Source organism: Pseudomonas sp. GW101-3H06, from assembly GCF_059424605.1.
The window spans coordinates 5,255,209-5,279,606 of sequence record NZ_JBWKZO010000001.1 but is presented as its reverse complement, the minus strand read 5'-3'; the positions used below and the strand labels follow the sequence as shown (position 1 = coordinate 5,279,606).

Genomic DNA, 24,398 nt, shown 5'->3' with positions numbered 1-24,398 from the left:
TTTAGTCCGGTTCGGGCCGCCATTATCCCGGTCTACACAGGGCCTGAAAGGATCGCGCAATGTTTGAAAACTTAACCGACCGTCTCTCGCAGACGCTGCGCCATGTCACCGGCAAGGCCAAGCTGACCGAGGACAACATCAAAGACACCCTGCGCGAAGTGCGCATGGCGTTGCTCGAAGCCGACGTCGCCTTGCCGGTGGTGAAAGACTTCGTCAATTCGGTCAAGGAGCGCGCCGTCGGCACCGAAGTGTCGCGCAGCCTGACGCCGGGGCAGGCCTTCGTGAAAATCGTCCAGGCCGAACTTGAAAGCCTGATGGGCGCGGCCAACGAAGACCTGAATCTGAGCGCCGTTCCGCCTGCCGTCATCCTGATGGCTGGTTTGCAGGGGGCTGGTAAAACCACTACCGCCGGTAAGCTTGCGCGCTTCCTTAAAGAGCGCAAGAAGAAGTCGGTCATGGTCGTGTCCGCGGACGTTTACCGTCCGGCGGCGATCAAGCAGCTCGAAACCCTGGCCAGCGACATCGGCGTGACCTTCTTCCCGTCCGACCTGAGTCAGAAACCGGTCGACATCGCCCAGGCGGCTATTAAAGAAGCAAAACTCAAATTCATCGACGTTGTCATTGTCGATACCGCCGGTCGCCTGCACATCGATGAAGAGATGATGGGCGAGATCAAGGCCCTGCACGCCGCGATCAACCCGGTCGAAACCCTGTTCGTGGTCGACGCCATGACCGGCCAGGACGCCGCCAACACGGCCAAGGCCTTCGGTGATGCGTTGCCGCTGACCGGTGTGATCCTGACCAAGGTCGACGGCGATGCCCGCGGCGGTGCCGCCCTGTCGGTTCGTGCCATTACCGGCAAGCCGATCAAGTTCATCGGTATGGGCGAGAAGAGCGAAGCGCTCGATCCGTTCCATCCTGAGCGTATCGCTTCGCGCATCCTCGGCATGGGCGACGTGCTCAGCCTGATCGAGCAGGCGGAAGCGACCCTCGACAAGGACAAGGCCGACAAGCTGGCCAAGAAGCTGAAGAAGGGCAAAGGCTTCGACCTCGAAGACTTCCGCGATCAGCTGCAACAAATGAAGAACATGGGCGGCCTCGGCGGTCTCATGGACAAGCTGCCGAACATGGGCGGTGTGAACCTGGCGCAGATGGGCAACGCCCAGAGTGCGGCAGAGAAACAGTTCAAACAGATGGAAGCCATCATTAACTCCATGACCCCGGCCGAGCGCCGCGACCCTGAACTGATCAGCGGTTCGCGCAAGCGTCGTATCGCCATGGGCTCCGGCACTCAGGTGCAGGACATCGGTCGCTTGATCAAGCAGCACAAGCAGATGCAGAAGATGATGAAGAAGTTCTCCGCCAAAGGCGGGATGGCCAAAATGATGCGCGGCATGGGCGGTATGTTGCCCGGCGGCGGTATGCCCAAGATGTAAAGAATCCGCGCCGGTCATCGCACCGGCGCAGACCCGCAGGGAAGCGGGATCTCCAGCAAACCCGCACTTGGCGGGAGCTGACCGGCCGTTTTCAACGACGGCTCTATAGCAAATCTGCATGGCGGCCGGTAGGTCGCCGGAAAAAGTCATTTGCAAAAGTCCGGATATTCCTTAGAATATGCGGCCTTTCGGGCACCCATGCCCGCTGTGCCTTTAGATTTGCAGCACCGACTACAGGAACGATGTTCACATGCTAACAATCCGTCTTGCCCTTGGCGGCTCCAAAAAGCGCCCGTTTTACCACTTGACCGTAACCGACAGCCGCAACCCGCGCGACGGTTCGCACAAGGAACAGGTTGGTTTCTTCAACCCAGTTGCTCGTGGTCAAGAAGTTCGTCTGTCCGTGAACCAAGAGCGCGTAGCCTACTGGCTGAGCGTTGGTGCACAACCTTCTGAGCGCGTTGCTCAGTTGTTGAAGGAATCTGCCAAGGCTGCGGCCTGAGCAATATGAACGCGACGCCAGCTGTTGCTGATGATTTGATCGTTATCGGCAAGATTTACTCTGTTCACGGCGTTCGCGGCGAAGTGAAGGTGTATTCCTTTACTGATCCGATCAAGAACCTGCTGGATTACAAAACCTGGACGCTCAAGCGTGACGGCAATGTAAAGCAGGTAGAGCTGGTCAGCGGACGCGGGAATGACAAGTTCCTGGTCGCAAAGCTCAAGGGTCTCGATGATCGTGAAGAAGCTCGTCTTCTGGCCGGTTATGAGATCTGCGTGCCGCGCAACCTGTTCCCTGAACTGACCGACGGCGAGTACTACTGGTACCAGCTGGAAGGTCTCAAGGTCATCGACACCCTCGGGCAACTGTTCGGGAAGATCGATCACCTGCTGGAGACCGGCTCGAACGATGTAATGGTGGTCAAGCCTTGCGCTGGCAGCCTGGATGATCGCGAACGCCTGTTGCCTTATACGGAGCAATGCGTGTTGGTCGTCGACCTGGTCGCAGGCGAGATGAAGGTGGATTGGGATGCGGACTTCTAAGCGTGGCTAACTTGCGCGTAGAAGTGATCAGTTTGTTTCCCGAGATGTTCTCCGCCATCAGCGAGTACGGCATCACCAGTCGTGCGGTGAAACAGGGGCTCTTGCAGCTCACCTGTTGGAATCCGCGAGACTACACGACGGATCGACATCACACTGTGGATGATCGCCCATTTGGCGGTGGTCCGGGCATGGTGATGAAGATCAAGCCCCTGGAAGATGCTCTGGTTCAGGCCAAGGCAGCCGCCGGGGAGGGTGCGAAGGTGATCTACCTGTCGCCCCAAGGCCGTCAACTGACTCAGTCGGCGGTACGCGAGTTGGCGAATCTGGATGCATTGATCCTGATTGCCGGCCGCTACGAAGGCATTGACGAGCGGTTTATTGAAGCTCATGTCGATGAAGAGTGGTCGATTGGCGACTATGTACTGTCTGGCGGCGAGCTGCCGGCGATGGTCCTGATCGATGCGGTTACACGACTGCTGCCTGGAGCTTTAGGGCATGCGGACTCCGCCGAGGAAGATTCCTTTACGGATGGTTTGCTGGATTGCCCGCACTACACCCGACCGGAGGTGTATGCGGATCAGCGTGTTCCCGACGTATTGCTAAGTGGCAATCACGCGCACATCCGGCGTTGGCGTTTACAGCAGTCCCTTGGTCGGACCTATGAACGACGCGCCGATCTTCTGGAAAGCCGCTCGCTTTCTGGAGAAGAGAAGAAGCTGCTCGAGGAATACATCCGCGAGCGGGACGATAGTTAACAACGTATCGATGGTAGATCCGACGATTTACCTTAGGAGCACAGCATGACTAACAAAATCATCCTTGCACTCGAAGCAGAGCAGATGACCAAAGAGATCCCTACCTTTGCCCCGGGCGACACCATTGTCGTTCAGGTGAAAGTGAAGGAAGGCGACCGTTCGCGTCTGCAAGCGTTCGAAGGTGTTGTTATCGCCAAGCGTAACCGCGGCGTAAACAGTGCATTCACCGTTCGTAAAATCTCCAACGGTGTTGGCGTAGAGCGTACTTTCCAGACCTACAGCCCGCAAATCGACAGCATGGCTGTCAAGCGTCGCGGTGACGTACGTAAAGCCAAGCTGTACTACCTGCGTGATCTGTCGGGTAAAGCCGCTCGCATCAAGGAAAAACTGGCTTAAGTCCAGCTTCCGATGCAGAAAAAAGCAGCCTACGGGCTGCTTTTTTGTTGCCCGCGATTTATCTTCCTTGGCCGTATTACCGGTCTTGCCTGAGCCTTTATGCCTGCCATTGATCATCCACTGATAGACCAATTCCTTGATGCCCTGTGGTTGGAAAAAGGTCTTTCCGATAACACTCGCGATGCTTATCGCAGTGACCTCGCGCTGTTCAACGGCTGGTTGCAGGAAAAAGGCCTGGAGCTGGCCAACGCTGGCCGGGAGTTGATCCTCGATCATTTGGCCTGGCGCGTGGAGCAAAACTACAAGCCCCGATCCACCGCGCGATTTCTCTCGGGCGTGCGAGGTTTCTATCGCTATTTGTTGCGGGAAAAGTTGATCGCCGTTGATCCGACCCTTCGCGTCGATATGCCGCAGCTTGGCAGGCCGTTGCCCAAATCCTTGTCGGAAGCGGATGTCGAGGCCTTGCTGGCGGCACCGGATTTAAGCGAGGCAATCGGTCAGCGTGATCGGGCCATGCTCGAGGTGTTGTACGCCTGCGGCCTGCGGGTGACGGAGCTGATCAGTCTGACACTGGAGCAGGTAAACCTGCGCCAGGGCGTGCTGCGGGTGATGGGCAAAGGCAGCAAAGAGCGATTGGTGCCGATGGGCGAAGAGGCGATTGTCTGGGTCGAGCGTTACCTGCGCGATGGCCGTGGCGAGTTGCTCGGCGGCCGTCCCAGCGATGTGCTGTTCCCCAGCCAGCGCGGCGAGCAGATGACCCGCCAGACGTTCTGGCACCGGATCAAGCATCAGGCCAAGGTGGCGGGGATCGGCAAGTCCCTGTCGCCGCACACCTTGCGCCATGCGTTCGCCACGCACCTGCTCAATCACGGTGCTGACTTGCGGGTGGTGCAGATGCTGTTGGGTCATAGCGACTTGTCGACCACACAGATCTATACCCATGTTGCCCGGGCGCGCTTGCAGGATCTGCACGCCAAGCACCATCCCCGAGGCTGATCGCAAATCCCTGTGGGAGCGAGCTTGCTCGCGAAGGCGGCGTGTCAGTCGACATCTTCTTTGACTGGTATACCGCATTCGCGAGCAAGCCCGCTCCCACATTTGATCCTGCGCAGATCATGTTGTCTTGCGACAGGCGCATTCGGCCCCACGGGCCTTATGTGGTAGGCTTTGCCGGTTTGCACGATGGGCGGTTATGACCCGGTGTTTCGGTACCGGCGTTCTGGTCGTCCCATTTGTCCGCCTTCAGGAGTTCTCATGCGTCTGACCCAGATTTTCGCCGCCGCAGCCATTGCGTTGGTCAGCACCTTTGCCGTCGCCGATGACGCGGCCGACAAAGCCATCCGTAAAAGCCTGGAAAACCTCCAGCTCGAAGTGCCGGTAGAAACCATCACCGCCAGTCCGTTGCCGGGCCTGTACGAAGTCAAGCTCAAGGGCAGCCGCGTGCTGTACGCCAGCGCCGACGGCCAGTATGTGGTCCAGGGCTACATGTACCAGCTCAAGGACGGCAAGCCGGTCAACCTGACCGAGAAGACCGAACGCCTGGGCATCTCCAAGCTGATCAACGAGATTCCGGTCGCTGAAACCGTGGTCTACCCGGCCATCGGCGAAACCAAATCGCACATCACCGTGTTCACCGACACCACCTGCCCGTATTGCCACAAGCTGCACGCCGAAGTGCCCGAGCTGAACAAGCGCGGCATCGAAGTACGTTATGTGGCGTTCCCGCGCCAGGGCCTGGGCTCGCCGGGTGACGAGCAACTGCAAGCGGTGTGGTGCTCGAAAGACAAGAAAGCGGCCATGGACAAGATGGTCGACGGCAAGGAAATCAAGGCCGCCAAGTGCGATAACCCGGTTTCCAAGCAGTTTGCCCTCGGCCAGTCGATCGGCGTGAATGGCACACCGGCCATCGTTTTGGCTGACGGTCAGGTCATTCCGGGCTACCAGCCTGCGCCACAAGTCGCCAAACTGGCGTTGGGCGCGAAGTAAAATTCGCATCGTCACGGCACGCCTTGACGATCATGGTCCGGCAGCGACATCGCCGGGCCATCAATAGAGAGCCGCGAACCTGCGGCTGTTTTCACGGCCGGCCCTCGAGTCGGCCGTTTTATGGGGAGTTCACAGTGAAACCGGTCAAAGTAGGCATCTGTGGGTTAGGGACCGTCGGTGGCGGTACCTTCAACGTACTTCAGCGTAACGCCGAGGAAATTGCTCGTCGTGCCGGGCGTGGGATCGAAGTGGCGCAAATTGCCATTCGCACGCCAAAGCCTCAGTTCCAAACGACCGGTATTGCGATTACCAACGATGTCTTCGATGTGGCCACGAACCCTGAGATCGACATCGTCATAGAGCTGATGGGCGGCTACACCGTTGCCCGCGAGCTGGTACTCAAGGCCATCGAGAATGGCAAGCATGTGGTCACCGCGAACAAGGCGCTTATCGCTGTTCACGGTAATGAAATTTTCGCCAAGGCTCGCGAGAAGGGCGTGATCGTTGCGTTCGAAGCGGCCGTGGCCGGCGGCATTCCGGTGATCAAGGCGATCCGTGAAGGCCTGTCCGCCAACCGCATCAACTGGGTCGCCGGCATCATCAACGGCACCGGCAACTTCATTCTCACGGAGATGCGTGAGAAGGGCCGGACCTTTGAAGACGTGCTGGCTGAAGCCCAGGCTTTGGGTTACGCCGAAGCCGATCCGACCTTCGATGTCGAAGGCATCGATGCGGCGCACAAGCTGACGATCCTGGCATCCATCGCGTTCGGGATCCCGTTGCAGTTCGACAAGGCCTACACCGAAGGCATCACCAAGCTGACCACCGCTGACGTGAACTACGCCGAAGCCCTGGGCTATCGCATCAAGCACCTGGGCGTGGCGCGCAGCACCGCGACCGGTATCGAGTTGCGCGTGCACCCGACGCTGATTCCGGCCGATCGCCTGATCGCCAACGTCAACGGCGTGATGAACGCTGTGATGGTCAATGGCGACGCCGCCGGTTCGACCCTGTTCTACGGCGCAGGCGCCGGCATGGAGCCGACTGCTTCGTCGGTGATCGCCGATCTGGTGGACGTGGTTCGCGCCATGACCTCCGACCCGGAAAACCGCGTACCGCATCTGGCTTTCCAGCCGGATTCGTTGTCGGCTCACCCAATCCTGCCGATCGAAGCCTGTGAAAGCGCCTATTACCTGCGCATTCAGGCCAAGGATCATCCGGGCGTACTGGCCCAGGTGGCGAGCATCCTGTCCGAGCGCGGGATCAACATCGAATCGATCATGCAGAAGGAAGTCGAGGAACACGACGGCCTGGTGCCGATGATCCTGCTGACCCATCGTGTGCTGGAGCAGCATATCAACGATGCCATCCAGGCACTGGAAGCTCTTCAGGGCGTGGTTGGGCCGGTAGTCCGGATTCGCGTCGAACATTTGAATTAACACAGCTGCAAGCCGCAAGCTGCAATCTGCAAGTAAAAGCCAAGCTGCTTTTAACTTGTAGCTTGTAGCTTGTAGCTTGAAGCCCAAACCGAAGGTTTGCCCCCCATGCGCTACATCAGCACCCGCGGCCAGGCACCGGCCCTGAATTTCGAAGACGTCCTGCTGGCCGGTCTGGCCACTGACGGCGGTTTGTACGTCCCGGAAAACCTGCCACGTTTCACCCAGGAAGAAATCGCTTCCTGGGCCGGCCTGCCGTATCACGAGCTGGCTTTCCGCGTCATGCGCCCGTTCGTCACCGGTAGCATCCCTGATGCCGATTTCAAAAAAATCCTTGAAGAAACCTACGGCGTGTTCGCCCACAGTGCGGTGGCGCCGCTGCGTCAGCTGAGCGGCAACGAATGGGTGTTGGAGCTGTTCCACGGCCCGACCCTGGCGTTCAAGGACTTCGCCCTGCAACTGCTCGGTCGTCTGCTCGACTACGTGCTGGAAAAGCGCGGCGAGCGCGTGGTGATCGTCGGTGCCACGTCCGGTGATACCGGTTCGGCCGCCATCGAAGGCTGCAAGCACTGCGAAAACGTCGACATCTTCATCCTGCATCCGCACAACCGCGTTTCCGAAGTACAGCGTCGGCAGATGACCACCATTTTCGGCGAGAACATCCACAACATCGCCATCGAAGGCAACTTCGATGACTGCCAGGAAATGGTCAAGGCGAGCTTCGCCGACCAGGGCTTCCTCAAGGGCACACGCCTGGTGGCGGTGAACTCGATCAACTGGGCGCGGATCATGGCCCAGATCGTTTACTACTTCCACGCAGCACTGCAACTGGGAGGCCCGGCGCGTTCGGTGTCATTCTCGGTGCCGACCGGCAACTTCGGCGACATCTTCGCCGGCTACCTGGCGCGCAACATGGGCCTGCCGATCAACCAGTTGATCGTCGCCACCAACCGCAACGACATCCTGCACCGCTTCATGAGCGGCAATCAGTATGTCAAGGAAACCCTGCACGCCACGCTGTCGCCGTCCATGGACATCATGGTGTCGTCGAATTTCGAGCGTCTGCTGTTCGACTTGCACGGTCGCAACGGCGCGGCGATTGCCGGGCTGATGGACAGCTTCAAGCAGGGCGGTGGCTTCAGCGTTGAGCAGGAGCGCTGGACCGAAGCACGCAAACTGTTCGACTCGCTGGCTGTGGATGATGCGCAAACCTGCGAAACCATCGCCGAAGTCTACGAGCAGACCGGCGAAGTGCTGGACCCGCACACCGCCATCGGCGTCAAGGCCGCACGCGAATGCCGCCGCAGCCTGGATATCCCGATGGTGATCCTCGGCACGGCCCATCCGGTCAAGTTCCCGGATGCGGTGGAAAAAGCCGGTGTAGGAAAAGCGCTGGAGCTCCCTGCGCATCTTTCCGATCTGTTTGAGCGAGAAGAGCGTTGCACCGTGCTGCCGAACGATCTCAAAGCCGTGCAGACCTTTGTCAGCCAGCACGGCAATCGCGGCAAGCCCTTGTAACCGGCGATAGCTAAACATCGCGAGTGGGCCTCGTATTCCTTTGGGAGCGAGCCTGCTCGCGATAGCGGTCTTTCATTCAAAATAAGACTGGCTGACTCACCGCCTTCGCGAGCAGGATCACTCACACAAGGGCGGCTGCTCAGCGACCCCGACAGACGTGATACGCCTGTTTTTTCCCTGTCATCTTTCCAATGCATCCTCTATCGACCAGAGAGCTTTCAGAACTTTCTTCTCGGGCCGGCGGTCATTTACTGTAGACACGCCCCAGGCACTTTGTTTTCGGACTATTGAGTGGTGATCGAGATGGAAAGTATCAGTCTCTTGCTCGGTGAGGCTCTGAGCCCGTACCAGGTGACGTTGACCCCGTCAGGCCTTCATGGCGAATGCCGGGTGATATTGAGGAATGCGACCGGTGTGGTCGTGGTCGATCGGGCTTTCAATCAGGCGCAGTTGACCGACAAGCGTTCGCTGACCGATGTGGTCGATGGCTTGCATCGTGATGTGCTGATCGCGGAAGGACGCCTGGAGCCCTGTGTTATCGCGGCATTGCGCAATGCTGCTCAAGACAAGCTGCTGGCCAGCAGAAATTGAATTGTCGTTGGCGGGAACCTTCCTGCCCCCAAGTCAGTCAGACCCCATAACAGCAGGATCAAGCATTGTGCTCCGGTGCTTGTAGCTTGCTGTTACGGGTCTTTATGTAGGCCACGTTTAACCCCGAGTCGTCTCCCCACTTCTCGGGGTTTCTTTTTGCCTGGAATTTGTCATTGCCCGGCCTGCTGTTCGAAAAATTGCCTGGAGGCTTCCAGGTACTCGCTGCGACTTTCCGGGTCGAGCCAGGCGGCGTAGGCCTCGCTCAGGTGATCGCGGGGCAGGGTGCGCAGCAATTGGTTGATTTCGATGATTGCCTGCCGGCCTTGGGGGGTGTTGGTACAGCCGATATAGCCGGACAGGTATTTGCCCGTGCCGCGAATCGGATAGAACTGCAATTCATCCTCCGTAATCCCTTGCTGTTCGGCCTGGTAGCGGATCTCCGGACGATAGCCCAACAGCAACTGCAAGCGCCCAAGGCGTTGCATCTGCAACAGGCTGCCCAAGGCGTCGTTGCCGTAATGAAGCGTCAGGGCTTTCGGCGGAGCTTGTTTGATGAGTGCGTCGAGGAAGACGCCATAGTTGCGTTCGGCAACAATGCCCAGGCTTACCCTGCCAGTGGCCAGCAGCGCCGCCAGGTCCACCTCGCCATCCTTGATGAACGGCGTCAGCACCTCCCGATCAACGCGTTTCACCGCCAGGCCATTGCTCATTGCACGGAAGACCGGGATGGAAAACGCTATCCAGCTTTCGCGCTCCTTGCTCCAATTCAGCGCTGCGTCGCAGACAAGGGATGGCTCGTGAAGCATCTGCAAGCCGCGAGCACGATTAACCTTCATCACGCTGTGCTGGTACTTGGGCATACCGGCAATCAACCGTGACAACAGTTGATCGATGACCCCCTGGCCTTTTTTCGGTCCGTCGAAAATGAACAGTGGCGGCAGATCCCGCTTGAGCCAGAGCAGGGATTCCTTGGATTGGGCCAGCGCAGGCATGGCCAGAACAGTGATCAACAACAGGCCTGCAAACGCGCACAAAACCCGCCCGTAACGCAACAGGCGATAGTTGTAGGGGCGCGCACGCAGACGTTTCAGCTCAAATGGCTCCGTCTTTGCGCAGCTGTGTGATCTGCGACGCGTCATAGCCAAGTTCCTGGAGTACCTGGGTGTTATGCTCGCCCAGTTGCGGCCCGACCCATTCACATTCACCGGGTGTCTCAGAGAGTTTCGGCACGATTCCCGGCATCTTGAAATCTTTGCCATCGGGCAGCTTGGCCTGCAGAAACATTTCCCGGGCGAGGTATTGCGGATCGCTGAACATGTCTTCGGCGCTGAAGATCCGGCTGGCGGGCACGTCAGCTTGATTCAGGTGCTCAAGGACCGTGTCCAGCGGTAGCGAGTTGACCCAGCGATCGATGACCCCGTAGAGCTCGTCGCGGCGACTGTCGCGGCCGTCGTTGCTGGCCAGCATCGGGTCATTGGCCAGGTCTTCGCGGCCAATGATCAGCATGAAGCGCTTGAAGATTGCATCGCCGTTGGCACCGATCTGCACGTGTTTGCCATCGGCACTGGTGTGGATCGAAGAGGGGGTGATGCCGGGCATGATGTTGCCGGTGCGTTCGCGGATGAAACCGAATACATCGAACTCCGGAACCATGCTTTCCATCATGGCGAAGATCGCTTCATACAGCGCCACGTCCACCACTTGCCCCTGTCCGCCATTTACCTCGCGGTGACGCAGGGCCATCAGCGCGCCGATCACCCCCCAGAGCGCGGCAATCGAGTCGCCGATGGAAATCCCGGTGCGTACCGGTGGCCGGTCTTCGAACCCGGTGATGTAGCGCAGGCCGCCCATGGATTCACCGACCGCGCCAAATCCCGGCTGATCTTTCATAGGGCCGGTCTGGCCGAAGCCCGAGAGCCGCACCATCACCAGTTTGGGGTTCAGTGCGTGCAAGGTGTCCCAGCCCAGGCCGAGTTTTTCCAGGACGCCCGGACGGAAATTCTCGATCAGGATGTCCGCTTCGCTCAGCAGTTTTTTGAGAATTGCCAGACCCTCCGGATGTTTCAGGTTCAGGGTCAACGACTTTTTGTTGCGTGCCTGCACAAACCACCACAGCGAAGTGCCCTCATACAACTTGCGCCATTTGCGCAGCGGATCACCACCGTCCGGGGATTCGATCTTAATCACCTCGGCACCGAATTCAGCGCAGATACGCGAGGCAAACGGGCCGGCAATCAAGGTGCCCAACTCAATGACTTTCAGACCTGAGAGCGGTTTGGAGGTGAACGGCATACGGGATCCTGTAGGGCGAGAGACTTGGCGAATACAGACTTTTAACATAGCCGACTGTCAGGCGCTCAAGGTAGATCGCCATCAATTCGATGATTGCCTGTCGCATCGGTTAGACTTGCCGCCTTTCCACGTATCAAGAAGCCCGTTCATGGCCCAGCCGTCCACGACCTACAAGTTCGAACTGAATCTCACCGACCTCGACCGCAGTGTCTACGAGAGCGTCAAGCAGACCATCGCCCGTCACCCTTCTGAAACCGAAGAGCGCATGACCGTGCGCCTGTTGGCCTACGCCCTCTGGTACAACGAGCAGCTGTCTTTTGGCCGTGGCCTGTCGGAAGTGGATGAGCCAGCCTTGTGGGAAAAAAGCCTGGATGACCGTGTGCTGCACTGGATCGAAGTCGGTCAGCCGGATGCCGAACGCCTGACCTGGTGTTCGCGTCGTACCGAACGCACCAGCCTGCTGGCTTACGGCAGCCTGCGTGTCTGGGAAGGCAAAGTGGTGCCGGCGGTAAAAAACCTGAAAAACGTCAACATTGCCGCCGTACCCCAGGAAGTCCTGGAAACCCTGGCCAAGGACATGCCCCGCGTCATCAAGTGGGACGTGATGATCAGCGAAGGGACGATTTTCGTCACCGACGACCGTGGTCAGCACGAAGTCCAGTTGCAATGGCTGGCCGGCGAACGCGGCTGATTGTTCGCAGCCCGCGTCACCCAATTTAATCCTGTGTACTTGAGAGAAGCCCCCGTTACCCCATGCGCATCGAACCTCGCCTGTTGCCCGACACCCTGCCATTGCTCGGTGATATTCCGCCGCTGCTGACCCGGTTATACGCGGCGCGGGGCGTACAGTCCGCAGCCGAGCTGGACAAGAGCCTGGCGCGGTTGATTCCGTTCCAGCAGCTCAAGGGCATCGATGCCGCCGTGGATTTGTTAGTGGTGGCGCTGGAGCAGCGGCAGCGGATCCTGATCGTCGGCGACTTCGACGCCGACGGCGCCACGGCCAGTACCGTGGGTACGCTGGGCTTACGCCTGCTGGGTGCCGCGCACGTCGATTACCTGGTGCCCAATCGGTTTGACTACGGCTACGGCCTGACCCCGGAAATCGTCGCGGTGGCGCTGGAGCGCCAGCCACAGTTGTTGATCACCGTGGACAACGGCATTTCCAGCGTCGAAGGCGTGGCGGCGGCGAAGAAGGCCGGGCTCAACGTGTTGGTCACCGACCACCACTTGCCTGGTGATGAACTGCCGTTGGCCGATGCCATCGTCAATCCGAATCAGCCGGGTTGTGGCTTCCCAAGCAAGGCACTGGCCGGCGTCGGGGTGATTTTCTATGTGTTGATGGCCCTGCGCGCGCGATTGCGCAGCCTGGGCTGGTACGAAACCAGGCCGCAGCCGAACATTGGCGAATTGCTTGATCTTGTGGCTTTGGGCAGCGTCGCCGACGTGGTGCCGCTGGATGCCAATAACCGGATTCTGGTGCATCAGGGCCTGGAGCGGATTCGGGCCGGACGTGCCCGGCCGGGGATCAAGGCGATTCTCGAAGTGGCCAAACGTGATCATGCGCGCATCACCTCGACGGATCTGGGGTTCATCGTTGGCCCGCGCCTCAATGCAGCGGGGCGTCTGGATGACATGAGCCTGGGTATCGAATGCCTGCTCACCGAAGATGCCGGTTTGGCACGGGAAATGGCCGCACAACTGGACGGCATGAACCAGGACCGCAAATCCATCGAGCAGGGCATGCAGCGAGAAGCGCTGGCCCAGCTCAAGGATTTACCGGTGGAATCGATGCCGTTCGGTTTGTGCCTGTTCGATCCCGAGTGGCATCAGGGTGTCATCGGTATCCTGGCGTCGCGTATGAAAGAGCGTTACTTCCGTCCAACCATCGCGTTTGCCGATGCAGGCGACGGCTTGCTCAAGGGCTCGGGGCGTTCGGTCCAGGGCTTTCATATTCGTGATGCCCTGAGCGTGGTGGCAGCGCAGCATCCTAACCTGATCACCAAGTACGGTGGCCATGCAATGGCTGCCGGCCTGACGTTGCCCGAAGCAAATTTTCCATTGTTCGCCGAAGCCTTTGATGCCGAAGTGCGTCGTCAATTGCGCGAAGAAGACCTGACCGGGCGCCTGCTCTCGGACGGCACCCTGGCCGTCGAGGAGTTTCACCTGGAACTGGCCCGTGCCCTGCGCCATGCGGGGCCCTGGGGGCAGCACTTCCCCGAACCGCTGTTTCACGGAGTGTTTCAGTTGGTCGAGCAACGGGTGGTCGGCGAACGGCACCTGAAGGTGGTGCTCAGAAGTGAATGTGGCTCGGTCAAGCTCGATGGCATTGCCTTTGGGATCGACCGCGACATCTGGCCGAATCCGACCATCAAGTGGGTGGAATTGGCCTACAAACTCGACGTCAACGAGTTCCGCGGTAACGAGACCGTTCAGCTGATGATTGCCCACATCGAACCGCGTTGACCCCTTCGCGAGCAGGCTCGCTTCCACAGGTTCAGTGCCCCCTCGTGGGAGCGAGCCTGCTCGCGAAAGCAATTTCCCACTCACCGAGTCCGTTGGAACCCTCCGCTGTCCCCCGATGTCGACTAGGCTCTAATCACTGCTTGATTTTCCTTGTGACGTCTTGTCCAATTTTTTGCCCGCGGGGGCGGGTGCTGTACCTTTTTCCTGTCACTCGTCGACTTTCAAACAGAACCCTGGAGCCTGCCCACTGATTCGAGAGGTGCCCCATGAGTCTGCTGCTTGAACCCTATACCCTTCGCCAACTGACCCTGCTCAACCGTATCGCGGTATCGCCGATGTGCCAGTATTCCAGCGTCGATGGCCTGGCCAATGACTGGCACCTGGTCCACCTCGGCAGCCGTGCCATCGGCGGGGCGGGGCTGGTATTTACTGAAGCCACGGCGGTCACCGCCGACGGGCGCATTACCGCGCAAGACCTTGGCCTGTGGAACGATGAACAGATCGAACCACTGCAACGCATCACCCGCTTCATTGCCGCTCAGGGTGCCGTTGCGGGCATCCAGCTGGCCCATGCGGGACGCAAGGCCAGTACCTATCGTCCCTGGCTGGGCACACATGGCAGTGTGAAACCCGCAGACGGCGGCTGGGTACCAGTCGGCCCGTCATCGATCGCTTACGACCCTGAACACACAAAACCCAAGCAGCTCGAAGAGCGCGAGATAGCCGACATTATTCAGGCCTTCGTCGATGCGGCCAAACGCGCACTCACTGCCGGATTCAAAGTGGTCGAAGTACACGCGGCTCATGGCTATTTGCTGCACCAGTTTCTTTCGCCCCTGAGTAATCAGCGGCGTGACCAGTACGGCGGTTCATTCGAAAATCGCATTCGTCTGGTGTTGCAGGTCACCGAAGCGGTGCGCGCGGTGTGGCCTGAAGAGCTGCCGTTGTTTGTCCGGGTTTCGGCCACCGATTGGGTGGAGGATGGCTGGAATCCTGACGAAACCGTGGAGCTGGCGCGGCGGCTCAAGTCCCTGGGTGTGGACCTGATCGACGTCTCGTCGGGCGGTACGGCGGTCAACGCGGAAATTCCGACAGGGCCTGGCTATCAGACCCGCTTCGCTGAGCGCGTACGCAAAGAAGCTGGGCTTGCTACCGGCACCGTAGGAATGATTACCGAACCGGCACAGGCTGAGCACATTCTGCGCACCTGTCAGGCAGACATCATTTTTCTGGCCCGGGAGTTGTTGCGTGATCCGTACTGGCCGCTGCATGCGGATGACGACCTCGGTGGACACAAGGCCGTCTGGCCCGCGCAATACCAACGGGCTACCCATCGTGAACAGCCTATTCATGAATCGGATTTACGTGATTGATTAAAAACAGCGCAACAAAAAAGCCCCTGAACCGTGAGGTTCAGGGGCTTTCGTTTTTTTGGATATCCGATCAGGCCGCTTCGATCTTGCTGCGGTTCTGCTCGACCTTGTTCAGGTAATCCTTGAGCTTGTCCTGCTCTGCGGCGGTGGTGAACAAGCCAAGCTTGCTGCGACGCCAGAGGATGTCGTGGGCGGTGGTGGCCCACTCTTCGCTGCACAGGTAATCGACTTCGCGGGTATAGAGACCGCCGCCGATGTGCTCGCCCAGATCGCTCAGGTTTTGTACGCCTTCGAGCATGCGCCAGGTCCGGCTGCCGTAGGTGGTGGCCCAGCGGCGCGAGATCTCCGTCGGAATCCAGTCGTACTTGTCGCGGATCTGCGAGCTCAGCGCTTGCGGAGTGGTCATGCTTTCGCCGCCCGGCAAGGTTTCATTGGCCGTCCAGCTCGGCTTGATGTGTGGGAAGTAGGACGCCAGTTGCGCCAGCGCCGACTCGGCCAGCTTGCGGTAGGTGGTCAGCTTGCCGCCAAACACCGACAGCAGCGGCGCTTCCTCACCGCTGCCCGACAGCGCCAGGGTGTAGTCGCGGGTGACGGCCGACGGGTTGTCGGACTCGTCGTTGCACAGCGGACGCACGCCGGAGTAGCTGTGCAGGATGTCGTCGCGGCTGATCTGCTTTTTGAAGTGGGCATTGACCACTTGCAGCAGGTAATCGGTTTCGCCTTCGGTGATCGCCACTTTGGCCGGATCGCCGGTGTACTCGCGGTCGGTGGTGCCGATCAGGGTGAAGTGGTTCAGGTACGGAATGGTAAACACGATGCGCTGATCTTCGTTTTGCAGAATGTGCGCGTGTTCGCCTTCGTACAGCTTTGGCACGATCAGGTGGCTGCCCTGGATCAAGCGGATGCCGTAGGGCGATTCCATTTTCAGGTCATCACGAATGAACTTGGCGACCCAAGGGCCGGCCGCATTCACCAGTGCCTTGGCGCGGATCGAAAACAGACTGCCATCGGCGCGCTCAAGGTGCAGGTGCCACAGGCCTTTGGTGCGACGTGCGCTGACACAGCGGGTCTGGGTGTGGACGTGAGCGCCTTTTTCCCGGGCAGCCATCGCGTTCAACACCACCAGGCGTGCATCGTCGACCCAGCAATCGGAGTATTCGAAGCCTTTGGTGATTTCGCTTTTCAGGGCGCTGTCCGGGCCGAACTTCAGGCTTTTCGAACCTTTGAGTTGTTCCCGTTTGCCGAGGTTGTCATACAGGAACAGGCCGGCGCGGATCATCCAGGCCGGACGCAGGTGCGGGCGATGTGGCAGTACGAAGCGCATTTGCTTGACGATATGCGGCGCCTTGGACAGTAGCACCTCGCGCTCGGCCAGAGCCTCGCGCACCAAGCGGAATTCATAGTGTTCGAGGTAGCGCAGACCGCCGTGGATCAGCTTGCTGCTGGCCGAGGACGTATGGCTGGCCAGATCATCCTTTTCGCAAAGGAACACCGAGAGTCCGCGACCGGCGGCATCCGCTGCGATCCCCACGCCATTGATCCCGCCACCGATGACGGCGATATCGTAGACCTCGGCAAGAGGGGGCGTAGGCAAGGTAGAAGTGGGCATCGGCTAAGGCCTCGGAATTCTTTGATTTTCTGTATTTGAATTCGAACATGAATGTTCATTTGCGAAAATATTAGCCCATAAAGACGCGCACAGCCAGTCGGCTTCGATTGAAAAAACTCATCGAAGGGCGGTTAAAGGAAAATATTCGAACATTCAGGTGCGTGCCGGGGCGCAGGAGGGAAGTGCTTTTGAGATTGCCTTCGCGAGCAGGCTCGCTCCCACCCGTTCAGCGTTACCCTTGTGGGAGCGAGCCTGCTCGCGAAGGCGTCGTGACAAACGACGAAGAGGTGCGGCGTTAAACGACTTCCAGCCGAATCTTGTGCTGATTCAATAGCTGTGTGAGCGCCGGCACGGGCTGTTGATCGGTGACCAGGCAGTCGATCAGGCTGATCGGCCCCAGTCGGATCATGGCGTTACGCCCGAACTTGCTGGAGTCGGCGGCGAGGATCACTTTGCGGGCGTTGGCGATGATCGCCTGGGACACCCGCACTTCCTGATAGTCGAAATCCAGCAGGCTGCCGTCCTCATCGATGCCGCTGATGCCGACCAGGGCGAAGTCGACCTTGAACTGGTTGATGAAGTCGACACTGGCCTGACCAACCACGCCACCATCGCGTCGCACGTTGCCGCCGGTCAGCAGAACGTCGAAATCGTCCTTGGCGCTGAGCATCGAGGCCACGTGCAGGTTGTTGGTGATGATCTTCAGATGGCTGTGATTGAGCAATGCGCGGGCGATGGATTCGGTGGTGGTGCCGATGTTGATGAACAGTGAGGCGTGATCGGGGATCTGCGCCGCGATGGCTTCGCCGATCCGCTGCTTCTCATCGCGCATCTGATCGGCGCGCATGGCGTAGGCGGTGTTTTCGACACTGGAATCGTAAGCCGCGCCGCCGTGGTAGCGACGCAGCAGATTGGCTTCCGCCAGTTGATTGATATCGCGGCGGATGGTTTGCGGAGTAACGACGAACAGCGTGGCCATTTCCTCGATGCTGACATAGCCGCGCTCACGGACCAGTTCAAGGATTTGCTGCTGACGGGGAGGCAGATTCATGGGGCGTCCTTTGGGCTGCCGTGCAAAATTTGCCCATGATGCCGCACGAATCCTCTCCCTGCCAGTTACATGCAGATTCCTGTCTGAGTCGTGGCTTATTCAGCCCCTTCCTGTGGCTCCCAGTCGCGGGTGCGGCTGACGGCTTTTTTCCAGCCGGCGTAGAGTTTTTCCTTCGCCGTTTCGTCCAGTGTCGGTTCGAACTGGCGCTCGATCACGGCCTTGCCGCGCAACTCTTCCAGGCTGCCCCAGAAACCGCAGGCCAGGCCCGCCAGATAAGCGGCGCCCAACGCCGTGGTTTCGCGCATTTGCGGACGCTCGACCTGGGTGCCGAGAATGTCGGCCTGGAACTGCATGAGGAAGTTGTTCGCGACCGCACCGCCATCCACGCGCAGGGCCTTGAGGCGTTCGCCGGCGTCCTGCTGCATGGCATCGAGTACGTCGCGGGTCTGGTAGGCAATCGACTCCAGTGCAGCACGGATGATGTGATCGACGCGCACGCCACGGGTCAGACCGAACAGCGCACCGCGGGCATACGGATCCCAGTACGGAGCACCGAGGCCGGTGAAGGCGGGGACCAGGTACACGCCGTTGCTGTCCTTGACCTTGTTGGCGAAATATTCGGTATCGTGGGCGTCGTTGATGATCTTCAACTCATCGCGCAGCCACTGCACGGTGGACCCGCCGTTGAACACCGCGCCTTCGAGTGCATAGGCCACTTCGCCACGGGGACCACAGGCGATGGTGGTGAGCATGCCATGGTTGGATTTTACGGCTTTGTCGCCGGTGTTCATCAGCAGGAAGCAACCGGTGCCGTAGGTGTTTTTGGCCTGACCGGCTTCGACGCACATCTGGCCGAAGAGTGCCGCCTGCTGGTCGCCGGCAATACCGCCGATGGCGATACCGCTTTTGGTGTGACCGTAGATTTCCGAAGAGGATTTCACCTGCGGCAGCATTTCCCGCGGGATATCCAGCAGCTCCAGCATCTTCGCGTCCCACTCCAGGGTGTGGATGTTGAAGAGCAGGGTGCGCGAGGCGTTGGTGTAATCGGTGACGTGCACCTTGCCGCCGGTAAATTTCCAGATCAGCCAGCTGTCGACCGTGCCGAACAGCAATTCGCCGTTGCGTGCGCGTTCACGACTGCCTTCGACGTTGTCGAGGATCCACTTGAGCTTGGTTCCGGAGAAATACGGGTCGGTGACCAGGCCGGTGGTTTCGCTGATGTACTGCTCGTGGCCATCGCGTTTGAGCTGCTGACAGATCTCGGTGCTGCGTCGGCACTGCCAGACGATCGCGTTGTAGATCGGGCGGCCGGTGTTCTTGTCCCACACCACGGTGGTTTCACGCTGGTTGGTGATGCCGATGGCCGCCACCTGATCGTGATGCAGACCAGCTTGCGCCAGGGCCTCGACCATCACCGCGCTCTGGGTGGCGAAGATTTCCATCGGGTCATGTTCGACCCAACCGGCTTGCGGGTAATGCTGCGCGAACTCGCGCTGTGCGGTGCAAACCACGTTCGCATCGCGGTCGAAAATGATCGCGCGGGAGCTGGTCGTACCCTGATCGAGGGCAATGATGTAGTTCTTATTCTGAGTGTCATTCATGTCGATTGCCTTGGACGAAAAAAGGGAGTGAGGTCTGGCGCGCGATCTGTTTGGCAGGATCATGCGCCAACGGTATCAATAAATTCTCGGTTTGCCGTCAACGGCTGGTGTTGAGTCCTTCGTAGCCGATACGGCGCTTGGCAGATGGCGGGCGATGACCCCGCGATAAGCCGCGGCACCGAGGCAGGCACCGACGATCGGTGCAAAAACCGGAATCAGGAAATACGGGATATCACGTCCGCCGGTGAAGGAAATGTCGCCCCAACCGGCGAAAAAAGTCATCAGTTTAGGACCGAAGTCACGGGCCGGGTTCATCGCGAAACCGGTCAGTGGCCCCATCGAACTGCCGATCACCGCAATCAGCAGGCCGATCAGCAGTGGCGCCAGCGGGCCATTGGGCAAACCATTGTTATCGTCGGTCAATGACATGATCACGCCCATCAGAATGGCCGTGATGATGACTTCGACCAGAAAGGCCTGGGATGTGGACAGGCTCGGATTGGGGAAGGTGGAAAACACCGACGCCAATTCAAGGCTGGCTTCGGTGCCGCGAACCATATGGTGAGTTTGTTCGAAATCGAAGAACAGATTGCTGTACAGCGTGTACACCAGCAAGGCACCGCAAAAGGCGCCAGCCACCTGGGCGAAAATGTAAAACGGCAGTTTGCGCTTTTCAAAGTCGGCAAAAATGCTCAGCGCGATGCTGACGGCAGGATTGAGGTGGGCGCCGGAAATCCCCGCCGTCAGGTAGATCGCCATGCTGACGCCGACACCCCAGATAATACTTATTTCCCACAGACCGAAGCTGGAACCCGCGACCTTGAGCGCGGCAACGCAACCGGTACCAAAGAAAATCAGCAGCGCAGTGCCCAGAAACTCGGCCATGCATTGGCTCGAGAGCGACGGTTGTTGTAAAGCAGTTGTCATCGAAACCTCATTTTTTTTCTTGTCTGGCGCTTGCGCTCCAACAGGGTCAAAGCGCGTTTTTCACCGAGGCAGGATCCCCATCCTGTTCCCGGGTTACAGCTGGGCACTGCGGTAAGACTTTTCGTACAGTTTCACAAACGAAAAAATATAGACAAGAAACACTGCTGTCAAAGGTCGAAAGTGAACCGTTGGTCACAAAGTAACTATTAGTTCTATGAATGATTGCGTTGCCGAGAAGCCAAAATCGACTCAATCGAACGTGCCTGACATTTTGTAACGGCGGTGCGATAGAGCCTTTTTTGGATCAATGTCCTAGAATCCGGCGCAGTATTTTTTACTGCCGCCATGTCTGGAGCTGTCATGACACCCGCATTGGATTTGCTGAAAAAGGTTCGGGCCGAACACCGAGTGCACAGTTATGAACATGACCCGAAGGCTGCGTCCTATGGGTTGGAGGCCGCGGAAAAGCTCGGGTTGGATCCGGCGCAGGTGTTCAAGACCCTGCTGGCAGCCAGTGAAAAAGGCGAGTTGCTGGTGGCGGTGGTGCCGGTGGGCGGAAGTCTGGATCTGAAAGCCCTGGCCCAGGCGGCCGGCGTGAAAAAAGTCGAAATGGCCGACCCGGCCGCTGCACAACGCTCTACGGGTTACCTATTGGGTGGCATAAGCCCGCTGGGGCAGAAGAAGCGGTTGCGCACCTTTATTGATCATTCAGCCCAGCCTTTCTCCAGTATCTTCGTGAGCGCCGGCCGTCGTGGCTTGGAAGTCGAACTGGCCCCCGCCGTACTGGCCGAACATACCCAGGCAAAATTCGCTGATATAGGTCGTTCCTGAAGGGCGAGCCGCGCCGCTGTAGGGTGGAAAAAGACCGACTCTGTCACGGGTGCGTTTTTTTTAGCGACTTCATGCTCAGTGGCCTGACAAAGGGAGAATGTTATGCAACTCGAGTTTCATCAGGTCGACGCGTTCAGCGACCGAGCGTTCAGTGGTAACCCGGCGATGGTCTATCGGCTGGATGCCTGGCTTGACGATGAGTTGATGCAAAAAATCGCCGCCGAGCACAATCTGGCCGAAACGGCTTTTGTCGTGCGTGAAGGGCAGGGCTGGCACATTCGCTGGTTTACCCCGACCACCGAAGTGCCGTTGTGCGGTCACGCGACCCTGGCCAGCGCTTATGTTTTGTTTGAAATCTACAAGGAGCCTGTCGAGCGCCTGGATTTCACCTGCAAGTCCGGTCCGCTGAGCGTAAGTCGTGAGAGCGGGCGTCTGTGGCTGGATTTTCCAGCGATCGTGCCATCGGAAGTGGGCGTGACCCTGGACGTCGAGCGCGCGCTTGGCGTGGAAGCCGTCGATGTGCTGGGTTCGAATGAGTTATTTGTGGTGCTCGAATCCGAACAGGCCGTACTCGACTGTCAGCCGGACATGGTTGCCCTGTCGAAGCTGCCTTGGCTGGGTGCCATCGTCACCGCCCGGGGCAGCAAACAGGATTTCGTGTCGCGCTACTTCGCCCCGGCCATTGGCATCAATGAAGACCCGGTAACCGGATCGACCCATTGCAGTCTGATTCCGTATTGGGCCAAGCGCCTGGGCAAATCGAGTCTGACGGCGTACCAGTCCTCGACTCGCGGTGGAGAACTGTTCTGCCGGCTGGAAGGGGATCGGGTGAAGATTGGCGGGCATGCGACGCTGGTGGCCAGTGGAACGCTGATGTTGGGTTGACGAAAAACAACCGTGGGAACGGCGGTGCGACGATTCGACTTGCTCGCGAAGGCGGAGTGTCAGTCAACAAAGATATCGACTGACCGGACGCTTTCGCGAGCAAGCCCGCTCCCACATTGGGTCTGTGCTTATCAGCTGGCGGTGCTGTAGCGCCGAACACCGGATTCCACGACCGGGATCTGCGCGGCGATACTGCTGGGGGCTTGAAACAACACTAAATGTTCTGCCGCGACACGAATGCCAACCTCAGCGCCGACCAAGTGATCGACATGACTGGGGAAGATCGATTCCAGTTGTGCGCCGGTCGGCATCTGCAGGCGATACAGCGTCGATGCACCCTGGAACGATTTGCCCACGATCCGTGCCCTCAAGCTGCTGTCTGGGGCATAAACGATATCATCGGGACGCAGCAGCACATCCACCGCGCCACCGACCGGCCAGGTGTAGGCACGGTTGCCGCGCAACTCACCCAGTTCGGTCTGCACCGACTCCGGGCTGCTCAGCTGGCCTCGGATGAAATAGCCCTGGCCGATGAAGCTGGCCACATAGGGTGTCAGCGGTTCGTGGTACAGGTTGTACGGCGTATCCCATTGTTCCAGCCGTCCTTCCTTGAACACGCCGACGTGATCGCTGACCGCGAATGCTTCTTCCTGATCGTGGGTGACCAGAATCGCGCTGGTGCCTCGAGCCTTGAGAATGTCGCGAACTTCGTGGCTTAGCTTGCGACGCAATTCACCATCAAGATTGGAGAACGGTTCGTCCAGCAGCAACAGTTGCGGTTCCGGCGCCAGGGCGCGGGCCAGTGCGACACGTTGTTGCTGACCACCGGAAAGCTCATGGGGGAAGCGCTTGCCGAGGTTCTTCAGGTTGACCAGTTCCAGAAGCTCTTCGACGACGCGATCCTTTTGCGGATGCTTGCGAATGCCGAAGGCGATGTTGTCGGCCACGCTCAAGTGTGGAAACAGTGCGTAGTCCTGGAACACCATGCCGATGCGACGTTTCTCCGGTGCGAGGGTGAAGCCGGCGCTGGAGATCGTCTCGCCCGCCAGCTGGATGTCACCTTCGTGTACCGGTTCGAAACCGGCAATCGCACGCAGGGTGGTGGTCTTGCCGCAGCCGGAAGAGCCCAGCAGGCAACCGATGTCACCGGCGTTCAAATGCAGGTTGAGGTTTTGCACCACACGCTGGTCTTGATAGCCGCAGGCGAGGTTGCGCAGGTTGAGCAGTAATGGCTGGCTCATGCGTGGTGGTACGCCGGCTCGACGAGAAACTCGAGCAGGGCCTTTTGTGCGTGAAGACGGTTTTCTGCTTGGTCCCAGGCCACCGAGCGCGGGTCGTCGAGCAGGTCCATGCTGATCTCTTCACCGCGATGGGCTGGCAGGCAATGCATGAACAACACGTCGCTGGCGGCCAGGTCAAGCAGGGCACGGTTGACCTGGTACGGGGCGAACAGCTGCAGGCGCTTGGCGGTTTCTTCTTCCTGGCCCATGGAGGTCCAGACGTCGGTGCTCACCAGATGGGCGCCGCGCACGGCGTCTTTCGGATCGCGAACGATGGTCACTCGATCGCCGGCCAGGGCCACGAACTTCGGGTTCGGCTCGTAGCCCTCCGGGCAGGCGATGCGCAACTGGAAGTCGAACTGGATCGCCGCTTCTATATAACTGTTGCACATGTTGTTGCCATCGCCGATCCAGGCCACAGTCTTGCCCTGGATGGAGCCGCGGTGTTCGAGGAACGTCTGCATATCGGCCAGCAACTGGCAGGGGTGCAGGTCATCGGACAGACCGTTGATCAGCGGGACGCGCGAATTGGCGGCGAATTCGGTCAGGGTACTGTGGGAAAAGGTACGGATCATCACCGCATCGAGCATGCTTGACATAACGATGGCGGCATCGCTGATCGGCTCGCCCCGGCCCAGTTGGGTGTCGCGCGGCGACAGGAAGATCGCCTGGCCACCGAGCTGGATCATGCCGGCTTCGAACGAAATGCGGGTGCGGGTCGAGGATTTTTCGAAAATCATCCCGAGCACGCGGTTTTTCAGGGGCTCGAACAGTACACCGCGGTTACGCAGGTCTTTGAGCTCAACGCCTCGACGGATCACGCTGACCAGCTCTTCGGGCGTGCAATCCATCAGGGAGAGAAAGTGCCTTGCGCTCATCATTGACTACCTTTTTGCTACAAACCGCAGATGCTCAAAGCCTTGT

At 59.1% G+C, this 24,398-nt stretch carries 23 protein-coding genes; 15 read left to right on the top strand and 8 right to left on the bottom strand.

What is annotated here, in order from left to right:
• Window positions 1-59 precede the first annotated feature (59 nt).
• From ffh to AC07ZE_RS24165, 10 genes are all read left to right on the top strand, one after another.
• Window positions 60-1,436 carry a signal recognition particle protein gene (gene ffh / locus AC07ZE_RS24210; protein WP_095193056.1) on the top strand — a complete coding sequence of 459 codons (1,377 nt, stop codon included), beginning with the start codon at window positions 60-62 and terminating at the stop codon, window positions 1,434-1,436.
• Between the two features lie 250 nt (window positions 1,437-1,686).
• Window positions 1,687-1,938, top strand: a complete 252-nt coding sequence (gene rpsP, locus AC07ZE_RS24205) for a 30S ribosomal protein S16 (protein WP_003198088.1) — start codon at window positions 1,687-1,689, stop codon at window positions 1,936-1,938.
• Window positions 1,939-1,943: 5 nt separating this feature from the next.
• Complete coding sequence (gene rimM, locus AC07ZE_RS24200) at window positions 1,944-2,480, top strand: ribosome maturation factor RimM (RefSeq protein WP_207266938.1); 537 nt, start codon at window positions 1,944-1,946, stop codon at window positions 2,478-2,480.
• 2 nt (window positions 2,481-2,482) lie between these two features.
• Window positions 2,483-3,235, top strand: a complete 753-nt coding sequence (trmD, locus tag AC07ZE_RS24195) for a tRNA (guanosine(37)-N1)-methyltransferase TrmD (protein WP_047532757.1) — start codon at window positions 2,483-2,485, stop codon at window positions 3,233-3,235.
• A 45-nt stretch (window positions 3,236-3,280) separates the two neighbouring features.
• Window positions 3,281-3,631, top strand: a complete 351-nt coding sequence (rplS, locus tag AC07ZE_RS24190) for a 50S ribosomal protein L19 (protein WP_003175895.1) — start codon at window positions 3,281-3,283, stop codon at window positions 3,629-3,631.
• A 99-nt stretch (window positions 3,632-3,730) separates the two neighbouring features.
• Complete coding sequence (gene xerD, locus AC07ZE_RS24185; protein ID WP_207266937.1) at window positions 3,731-4,627, top strand: site-specific tyrosine recombinase XerD; 897 nt, start codon at window positions 3,731-3,733, stop codon at window positions 4,625-4,627.
• 258 nt (window positions 4,628-4,885) lie between these two features.
• On the top strand, window positions 4,886-5,617 hold the full coding sequence (gene dsbC / locus AC07ZE_RS24180) for a bifunctional protein-disulfide isomerase/oxidoreductase DsbC (protein ID WP_207266936.1): 732 nt from the start codon (window positions 4,886-4,888) through the stop codon (window positions 5,615-5,617).
• Window positions 5,618-5,751: 134 nt separating this feature from the next.
• On the top strand, window positions 5,752-7,056 hold the full coding sequence (locus AC07ZE_RS24175; RefSeq protein ID WP_095193059.1) for a homoserine dehydrogenase: 1,305 nt from the start codon (window positions 5,752-5,754) through the stop codon (window positions 7,054-7,056).
• Between the two features lie 105 nt (window positions 7,057-7,161).
• Window positions 7,162-8,571, top strand: coding sequence for a threonine synthase (thrC, locus tag AC07ZE_RS24170; RefSeq protein ID WP_207266935.1), 1,410 nt, complete (start codon window positions 7,162-7,164; stop codon window positions 8,569-8,571).
• Between the two features lie 303 nt (window positions 8,572-8,874).
• Window positions 8,875-9,162: a DUF3509 domain-containing protein gene (locus tag AC07ZE_RS24165; RefSeq protein WP_207266934.1), complete on the top strand. Its 288-nt coding sequence runs from the start codon at window positions 8,875-8,877 to the stop codon at window positions 9,160-9,162.
• Window positions 9,163-9,332: 170 nt separating this feature from the next.
• Here AC07ZE_RS24165 and AC07ZE_RS24160 read toward each other — a convergent pair whose 3' ends face one another.
• Window positions 9,333-10,301 (bottom strand): TIGR02285 family protein, encoded by a 969-nt coding sequence (locus tag AC07ZE_RS24160; RefSeq protein ID WP_207266933.1) that lies wholly within the window; start codon window positions 10,299-10,301, stop codon window positions 9,333-9,335.
• Window positions 10,255-11,454 (bottom strand): CaiB/BaiF CoA transferase family protein, encoded by a 1,200-nt coding sequence (locus tag AC07ZE_RS24155; RefSeq protein WP_207266932.1) that lies wholly within the window; start codon window positions 11,452-11,454, stop codon window positions 10,255-10,257. Before AC07ZE_RS24155 ends, AC07ZE_RS24160 begins: the two co-directional genes overlap by 47 nt.
• Before the next feature lie 148 nt (window positions 11,455-11,602).
• Here AC07ZE_RS24155 and AC07ZE_RS24150 point away from each other — a divergent pair, with 148 nt between their 5' ends.
• From AC07ZE_RS24150 to AC07ZE_RS24140, 3 genes are all read left to right on the top strand, one after another.
• Complete coding sequence (locus tag AC07ZE_RS24150) at window positions 11,603-12,145, top strand: YaeQ family protein (RefSeq protein WP_007971297.1); 543 nt, start codon at window positions 11,603-11,605, stop codon at window positions 12,143-12,145.
• 62 nt (window positions 12,146-12,207) lie between these two features.
• On the top strand, window positions 12,208-13,917 hold the full coding sequence (gene recJ / locus AC07ZE_RS24145; RefSeq protein ID WP_207266931.1) for a single-stranded-DNA-specific exonuclease RecJ: 1,710 nt from the start codon (window positions 12,208-12,210) through the stop codon (window positions 13,915-13,917).
• A 266-nt stretch (window positions 13,918-14,183) separates the two neighbouring features.
• Window positions 14,184-15,290, top strand: coding sequence for an NADH:flavin oxidoreductase/NADH oxidase (locus tag AC07ZE_RS24140; RefSeq protein ID WP_207266930.1), 1,107 nt, complete (start codon window positions 14,184-14,186; stop codon window positions 15,288-15,290).
• Window positions 15,291-15,360: 70 nt separating this feature from the next.
• Here AC07ZE_RS24140 and glpD read toward each other — a convergent pair whose 3' ends face one another.
• The 4 genes from glpD to AC07ZE_RS24120 form a co-directional block, all read right to left on the bottom strand.
• The gene (gene glpD / locus AC07ZE_RS24135) at window positions 15,361-16,899 is read right to left on the bottom strand and encodes a glycerol-3-phosphate dehydrogenase (protein ID WP_207266929.1); all 1,539 of its coding nucleotides are present in this window, start codon (window positions 16,897-16,899) and stop codon (window positions 15,361-15,363) included.
• Between the two features lie 295 nt (window positions 16,900-17,194).
• Window positions 17,195-17,950 carry a DeoR/GlpR family transcriptional regulator gene (locus AC07ZE_RS24130; RefSeq protein ID WP_095193067.1) on the bottom strand — a complete coding sequence of 252 codons (756 nt, stop codon included), beginning with the start codon at window positions 17,948-17,950 and terminating at the stop codon, window positions 17,195-17,197.
• 95 nt (window positions 17,951-18,045) lie between these two features.
• A complete protein-coding gene (glpK, locus tag AC07ZE_RS24125; protein WP_207266928.1) occupies window positions 18,046-19,551 on the bottom strand; it encodes a glycerol kinase GlpK in 1,506 nt (501 codons plus the stop codon).
• 75 nt (window positions 19,552-19,626) lie between these two features.
• Window positions 19,627-20,478 (bottom strand): MIP/aquaporin family protein, encoded by an 852-nt coding sequence (locus AC07ZE_RS24120; protein WP_207266927.1) that lies wholly within the window; start codon window positions 20,476-20,478, stop codon window positions 19,627-19,629.
• A 360-nt stretch (window positions 20,479-20,838) separates the two neighbouring features.
• On the opposite strand from AC07ZE_RS24120, the gene ybaK reads away from it, so the two are divergent.
• Window positions 20,839-21,309: a Cys-tRNA(Pro) deacylase gene (ybaK, locus tag AC07ZE_RS24115; protein WP_207266926.1), complete on the top strand. Its 471-nt coding sequence runs from the start codon at window positions 20,839-20,841 to the stop codon at window positions 21,307-21,309.
• A 102-nt stretch (window positions 21,310-21,411) separates the two neighbouring features.
• Window positions 21,412-22,194 carry a PhzF family phenazine biosynthesis protein gene (locus tag AC07ZE_RS24110; RefSeq protein ID WP_207266925.1) on the top strand — a complete coding sequence of 261 codons (783 nt, stop codon included), beginning with the start codon at window positions 21,412-21,414 and terminating at the stop codon, window positions 22,192-22,194.
• A gap of 131 nt (window positions 22,195-22,325) precedes the next feature.
• On the opposite strand, the gene AC07ZE_RS24105 is transcribed toward AC07ZE_RS24110, so the two are convergent.
• Both AC07ZE_RS24105 and argF read right to left on the bottom strand, forming a co-directional pair.
• Complete coding sequence (locus tag AC07ZE_RS24105; protein ID WP_207266924.1) at window positions 22,326-23,435, bottom strand: ABC transporter ATP-binding protein; 1,110 nt, start codon at window positions 23,433-23,435, stop codon at window positions 22,326-22,328.
• Window positions 23,432-24,352: an ornithine carbamoyltransferase gene (gene argF / locus AC07ZE_RS24100; RefSeq protein WP_207266923.1), complete on the bottom strand. Its 921-nt coding sequence runs from the start codon at window positions 24,350-24,352 to the stop codon at window positions 23,432-23,434. Before argF ends, AC07ZE_RS24105 begins: the two co-directional genes overlap by 4 nt.
• Between the last annotated feature and the right edge of the window lie 46 nt (window positions 24,353-24,398).